General features: G+C 29.3%; 1 pseudogene. It reads left to right on the top strand.

The features are described 5' to 3' along the window. Positions 1–396: 396 nt before the first annotated feature. Positions 397–561 (top strand): annotated as a pseudogene (locus EZH24_RS13195) (AAA family ATPase); the annotation flags it as partial. Between the last annotated feature and the right edge of the window lie 30 nt (positions 562–591).

Genomic DNA, 591 nt, shown 5'->3' with positions numbered 1-591 from the left:
CGCCTCGAATGACGATATAGTTATGTCATTACGAGCGACTGCAAGGAAGCGAAGTAATCTATTTTATTTGGATTACTTTGGCAGGGCTAAAGCCCATAGAGTGCGGTATCGCATGACAGTTTAGGTAAGTAATGCCATCCGTTTAAAATAAAAAATTGATAATAAGGGGTTTAATATTAAGCCCCTTGTTATTAATAAGCAATGTTAGAAAAATTGTTTCATTTTTAAGTTTTTCTCCTTTAATTTAAAAAGGGATTAACTTTCCTTTTATTTTTTGATAACCTCATGCAGATATGCGTGGGGTTTTATTTTGGCAATCTTTTTTATAAAGTTGTAAAAATAAGAACAATAATTTTACTTGCTTTTAATGAAAATATAAATTAATATAAATGAAATATGCATAACGAAAACAAAGAAATTAATCAAAAGCCTTTAACCGAAGAGCTTTATAAAGAAGAATTAGAGGCTTTGAAAAAAATCGACAATAATAATAAGCCGAAAAATTGGGTTTTGTCTCCTCAAGCGGTTAGAGATTTTATACTCGGAAAAGAACTTGAAAATATAATTATCAAAGAATCTTGAATTTCCAAA

This window comes from Brachyspira catarrhinii, assembly GCF_005518285.1.
GTDB lineage: Bacteria > Spirochaetota > Brachyspiria > Brachyspirales > Brachyspiraceae > Brachyspira > Brachyspira catarrhinii.
Note: the sequence above shows the minus strand (reverse complement) of the source record. Positions and strands in the feature narration are given on the sequence as shown.